General features: G+C 61.1%; 8 protein-coding genes. 6 read left to right on the top strand and 2 right to left on the bottom strand.

All coding sequences use genetic code 11. The annotated features are described in order from the left end of the window. From AC1DWI_RS13795 to AC1DWI_RS13785, 3 genes are all read left to right on the top strand, one after another. Positions 1-221, top strand: a 221-nt coding sequence (locus tag AC1DWI_RS13795) for a hypothetical protein (RefSeq protein ID WP_477725031.1), incomplete at its 5' end; no start/stop codon positions are given. A gap of 21 nt (positions 222-242) precedes the next feature. Further along, entirely contained in the window at positions 243-890 is a 648-nt protein-coding gene (locus AC1DWI_RS13790; protein ID WP_477725030.1) for a DUF47 domain-containing protein, read from the top strand. 17 nt (positions 891-907) lie between these two features. After that, positions 908-1945 carry an inorganic phosphate transporter gene (locus AC1DWI_RS13785; protein WP_477646378.1) on the top strand — a complete coding sequence of 346 codons (1038 nt, stop codon included), beginning with the start codon at positions 908-910 and terminating at the stop codon, positions 1943-1945. A gap of 248 nt (positions 1946-2193) precedes the next feature. On the opposite strand, the gene AC1DWI_RS13780 is transcribed toward AC1DWI_RS13785, so the two are convergent. Together AC1DWI_RS13780 and AC1DWI_RS13775 are read right to left on the bottom strand one after the other, a co-directional pair. Further along, positions 2194-2670 carry a hypothetical protein gene (locus tag AC1DWI_RS13780; protein WP_477668036.1) on the bottom strand — a complete coding sequence of 159 codons (477 nt, stop codon included), beginning with the start codon at positions 2668-2670 and terminating at the stop codon, positions 2194-2196. Between the two features lie 7 nt (positions 2671-2677). Next, positions 2678-3214, bottom strand: coding sequence for an N-acetyltransferase family protein (locus tag AC1DWI_RS13775; protein WP_477668035.1), 537 nt, complete (start codon positions 3212-3214; stop codon positions 2678-2680). Between the two features lie 186 nt (positions 3215-3400). Between AC1DWI_RS13775 and rpsP the strand changes: the two genes are divergently transcribed. The 3 genes from rpsP to trmD form a co-directional block, all read left to right on the top strand. Further along, complete coding sequence (rpsP, locus tag AC1DWI_RS13770) at positions 3401-3661, top strand: 30S ribosomal protein S16 (RefSeq protein WP_457279965.1); 261 nt, start codon at positions 3401-3403, stop codon at positions 3659-3661. Positions 3662-3686: 25 nt separating this feature from the next. Beyond that, complete coding sequence (gene rimM / locus AC1DWI_RS13765) at positions 3687-4295, top strand: ribosome maturation factor RimM (RefSeq protein WP_477668034.1); 609 nt, start codon at positions 3687-3689, stop codon at positions 4293-4295. A 58-nt stretch (positions 4296-4353) separates the two neighbouring features. Then, positions 4354-4919: tRNA (guanosine(37)-N1)-methyltransferase TrmD (gene trmD, locus AC1DWI_RS13760; RefSeq protein WP_477725029.1), on the top strand; the 566-nt coding region annotated here is incomplete at its 3' end.

Below are 4919 nucleotides of genomic sequence, written 5' to 3'. Positions count from 1 at the left end.
GGTCGCCTTTTGGTATTCGCGTAACTTCGCTTCGCGAAGTGAGCGAATCCCCACTACGTGACCTTTGCTTACTTTCTTTTGGCGAAGCAAAAGAAAGTGAGTTGCATGCCGGGCAACCCCCGGCCAGCAGCCTAAGCAGTAAACCCACCGTCAGACACCCAAGCTACCTAAAATCCCGGGCGGTTAAACTTCTAGCTGTTACAAAAACGTCATATTTTTGACTTACTCCCTGAGGAACTGACATGCTGTTTGGCAAATTGCTGCCGCGCGAAGGCAATTTTTTCGAGATGTTCAACCAGCATGCCGAACGCATCGTCGAGGCCGCCCACGCGTTCTCGAACCTGGTCGCGAACTACGCTGACGTGCAAAAGCGCGAAGCTTTCAACCGCGAAGTCGASCACGCCGAGCGCGCCGCCGACCGCATCACGCATGAAGTCAACCGGGCGCTGCACAAGACTTTCATCACACCCATCGACCGCGAGCAGATCCACAAGCTGATCAACACCATGGACGACGTGGCCGACCTGATCCAGGATTCGGCGGAAACCATGGCGCTGTACGACGTGCGCCACATGACCGAAGACATCGTGCGGTTGACCGACCTGAGCGTCAAGTGCTGCGAACGCCTGCAGGATGCCGTGGCGCTGATCGAAAAAGTCAGCGATGCCGCGACGGCTGAAGCGGCGCTCAAGACCTGCGAGGAAATCGACAAGCTCGAGTCCGACGCCGACCGCGTCATGCGCTCTGCCATGAGCCGGCTGTTCCGCGAAGAGCCCGATGTACGGGAAGTGATCAAGCTCAAGGCGGTGTACGAACTGTTAGAGACCATCACCGACAAGTGCGAGGACGTGGCCAACCTGATCGAGGGCATCGTCCTCGAGAACTCCTGATCACGGGCGCCTGAACCATGCAAACCGTACAGGCTGCCCTGTGGGTGGTGTTCCTGCTGGTCTTCCTGGCCATTGCGTTCGACTTCATGAACGGCTTTCATGACGCGGCCAACTCGATCGCCACCGTGGTGTCGACGGGTGTGCTCAAGCCGGGGCAGGCGGTGCTGTTCGCCGCCTTCTTCAACTTCCTGGCGTATTTCATCTTTCACCTGAGCGTGGCGGCGACCATCGGCAAGGGCATCGTGATGCCGGGCGTGGTGGACACGCATGTGGTGTTTGGCGCGCTGATGGGCGCCATCACCTGGAACATCGTGACCTGGTTTTACGGCATTCCCAGCAGCTCTTCGCATGCGCTGATCGGCGGCATCGTAGGGGCTGTGATTGCCAAGGCCGGCGCGAGTGCCTTGATCGCGTCGGGCGTTTTCAAGGTGGTGGCCTTCATTTTCGTGTCGCCGCTGCTCGGATTCTTGCTGGGCTCGCTGATGATGGTGGCGGTGGCCTGGGTGTGTCGCAGGACGACCCCGTCGAAGGCCGACCGGTGGTTTCGCCGGCTTCAGCTGGTGTCCGCCGGCGCCTACAGCCTGGGGCACGGCGGCAACGACGCGCAAAAGACGGCCGGCATCATCTGGCTGCTGTTGATCGCCGCGACCACCAGCAATGTGCAGGGCTTGCCCGTGTGGATGATGGCGACCACGGAACACCTGCCGATCTGGGTGGTCATCGTCTGCTACATCGCCATCGGCTTTGGCACCATGTTCGGCGGCTGGCGCATCGTGAAAACCATGGGCCAGAAGATCACCAAGCTAAAGCCCGTGGGCGGCTTCTGCGCCGAGACAGGCGGGGCGCTGACGCTCTTCCTGGCGACCGGGCTGGGTATTCCTGTTTCCACCACGCACACCATCACCGGCGCCATCGTGGGCGTGGGTTCCACGCAGCGCGCTTCAGCCGTGCGCTGGGGCGTGGCTGGCAACATCGTCTGGGCCTGGATTTTCACCATTCCCGCTTCGGCCTTCGTGGCCGCGATCGCGTACTGGGTCAGCCTGCAAGTTTTTTGAACACCCCTGTCCGGGCTCACTGCAGAAATAGGTTCACCCCTATCGGGCTCACTTCGTGTAGCCCTTTTCCCCTTGCAGGGGACGGCGCCTGCGGCCCGGCAAAGCCGGCTCCGCGGCTGCCCGCTGGTAGCGCTTAAAGAACTCTTAAAGCCAGCATGAGCCGCGGGACTGGCTTTGCCAGACCGCAGGCGGGCGGCCCTCTCGGGGGGCAGGAAGCTACACGAAGTGAGCGACCGTGGGGGCTCTATCTACTGGCTGATTTTCTTGGCCTCTTCGACCTGGTACTCGAAGTAGCGTTGGAAGCTGAAGACTATGCTGGACATCAGTGAGATAGTGCCAAACAGCAGCGCAAACACCACGGCGCCTATGGTCAGCCAGTTGGTGTTGCCCGCCTGGGTGGCCGGCGTGCCCGTGTTGTGCAGCGCATTCCATTTTTCCGTTGGCATCAGGCCGTAGTAAATGGCGGTCAATGCCGTGCCGGCCAGCGTAAAGCCCAGTAGCGGAATCAGCACCCAGGCGAGGTGGTCATCTTGCCCATAAAGCCGTACGCGCTCGACTCCCCACCAGCCCAGCGCCGCTGCGATGGGGTGCAGCCAGGCCCACACGTCGCCAAGGCCGAACAGGTAAAGACGGTGCACGCCGAGTTGACCGCCGATAAAAGCGAGCCAGGCGGCGAGGGTTTTGTTTTTGGGCGCTTTAGGGGCTGGGGAGGCAGTTGCTTGCATGCTGCGATTATGCGGCGGGTGCATCCACCGGCGGCTGCGTGTCGCCTGCGCCCAAGGTCTTTTCCATGATCACGATGTCGCGCCAGGCGCCGAACTTCCAGCCGCACGATGCAATGGTGCCGACTTCGGTGAAGCCGAGCGAGCGGTGCACGCCCACCGAGCCGGCGTTGGCCGAATCACCGATCACGGCCATGGCCTTGCGTACGCCCACCGCTTCAAGCCGTGCCAGCAGCTCGGCCAGCAACGCACGGCCCAGGCCCTTGCGGTGCAGTTCAGGCGCGAGGTAAATCGTGTCCTCCACCGAAAACCGGTAGGCCGGTCGCGGCTTGAACCAGTTACCGTAGGCGAAGCCCACAATTTTTCCTTCCTCCTCGGCGATCAGGTAGGGCAGGCCTTTGGACAGTACGTCAGCCCGGCGGGTCGTCATGTCGGCCACACTGGGAGGCTCGGTTTCGAACGTTCCTGTGCTGTGCAGGACGTGGTGACCGTAAATGGCCGTGATGGCGGGAATGTCTTCTTCGCGGCTGGGGCGTATGAGGGGCATGTCTGTCGTGGTTTCGGGGATAGGAGAAGGGCGGGGAGGTGAATTTGGGCCAAAACCGTTCCACAGGCTATAATCTCAGGCTTTGCAGCAATTCGCTGGCCGGGTGGCCATGTCGTGTGTCTCAAGCGCTGCAGAACATTGGGGTATCTACCTTACCGGTAAGCCCCACCACCCGAAGGATAAATCATGGTCGTCATTCGACTTGCACGCGGCGGTTCCAAGCACCGTCCTTTTTTCAATATTGTTGTGGCTGACAAACGCGTTCGCCGCGACGGCCGTTTCATCGAGCGCATCGGTTTTTACAACCCGATTGCCAAAGGTGGCGAAGAAGGCCTGCGCATTGCGCAAGACCGCCTGACCCACTGGATCGGTGTGGGCGCCCAGCCGTCTCCTACCGTTCTGCGCCTGGTCAAGCAAGGTGCTACGGCTGCTGTCAAAACGGCCTGAAGAACTCGGTCTGATTTAGAGATTGATGCAGCCCGGCCTTCAATCGTCGGCAGGCTTGACGCCCTCAAGCCTTCCGCACGACGCCATCGAAGTCGGGCGCATCCTGGATGCATGGGGCGTCAAGGGCTGGGTGAAAATCCTGCCGCACAGCACCGATCCAGAAGCACTTTTCGCGGCCAAATCCTGGTTTTTGCAGGCGCCTGACGCCAAATTCCGCCCGGGGTTCACCGTGTTTTCTGGCACCGTTTCACTGAGCGTGGACGAGGCCAAAGTTCATTCCGATACCGTCGTCGCCAAGTTTTTGGGCCTTGATGACCGCAATGCGGCCGAGGCCTTGCGTGGCGCACGCATCTTCCTGCCCCGCAGCAGTTTTCCTGCGGCCTCCAAGGATGAGTACTACTGGGTCGACCTGATCGGCCTGAACGTGGTCAATCGCGAAGGGGTGCCATTAGGCCTGGTGCGTGACCTGATGGCCACCGGCCCGCACTCGGTCCTGTGTGTGGAGTACACCGTCCAGCAGGAGGACGGCACGAGCCTGACCGCCGAACGCATGATCCCGTTTGTCTCCGTGTATGTCGACGCGGTGGATATCGCCGGCAAATGCATCACGGTTGACTGGCAGCCGGACTACTGATTTTTGTAGCCCGAAGGGGCTGTTGCCCTGAAGCGCCGGGCTCGCACACAATAGCCCCATGCGCTTCGACATCATCACACTTTTCCCCGAGCTTTTTGCGCCCTTCCTGGTCAGCGGCGTGACCCGCCGCGCCTACGAATCGGGCCTTGTTGAGGTGAAGCTCTGGAACCTGCGGGACTTTGCCGACGGCAACTACCGCCGCGTGGACGACCGGCCTTTCGGCGGCGGCCCCGGCATGGTGATGATGGCTGAGCCGCTGGCGCTGTGCCTTGAAAAAATACAGGCTGACCGTGCTGCGAATGGTGCGCCCAAGGTTCCCACGGTGCTTTTTTCTCCCGTGGGCAAGGCGCTGGACCATGCCGGCGTTGAAGGCTGGTCGGCCAGCGCCGGTGCGGTATTGATTTGTGGGCGCTACGAAGGGCTGGACCAGCGCTTCATCCAGGCCCATGTTGACCTGCAGATCAGCCTGGGCGATTTTGTGCTGTCGGGCGGGGAAATTGCCGCCATGGCCTTGCTCGATGCGGTGGCCCGGCTCCAGCCCGGCGTGCTCAATGACGAGGGCAGTCATCAGCTGGACAGCTTTAATCCTGCACTCGACGGCTTGCTGGATTGCCCCCATTACAC

The sequence above is a fragment of the Polaromonas sp. P3_C2 genome, from assembly GCF_056402675.1.
The sequence above is the reverse complement of the archived record's forward strand: the minus strand, read 5'-3'. Positions and strand labels throughout refer to the sequence as shown.

Coding starts and splice junctions, on each gene's coding strand:
- AC1DWI_RS13785 (WP_477646378.1), top strand. CDS start 908: ATGCAAACCGTACAGGCTGCCCTGTGGGTGGTGTTCCTGCTGGTCTTC.
- AC1DWI_RS13780 (WP_477668036.1), bottom strand. CDS start 2,670: ATGCAAGCAACTGCCTCCCCAGCCCCTAAAGCGCCCAAAAACAAAACC.
- AC1DWI_RS13775 (WP_477668035.1), bottom strand. CDS start 3,214: ATGCCCCTCATACGCCCCAGCCGCGAAGAAGACATTCCCGCCATCACG.
- rpsP (WP_457279965.1), top strand. CDS start 3,401: ATGGTCGTCATTCGACTTGCACGCGGCGGTTCCAAGCACCGTCCTTTT.
- rimM (WP_477668034.1), top strand. CDS start 3,687: ATGCAGCCCGGCCTTCAATCGTCGGCAGGCTTGACGCCCTCAAGCCTT.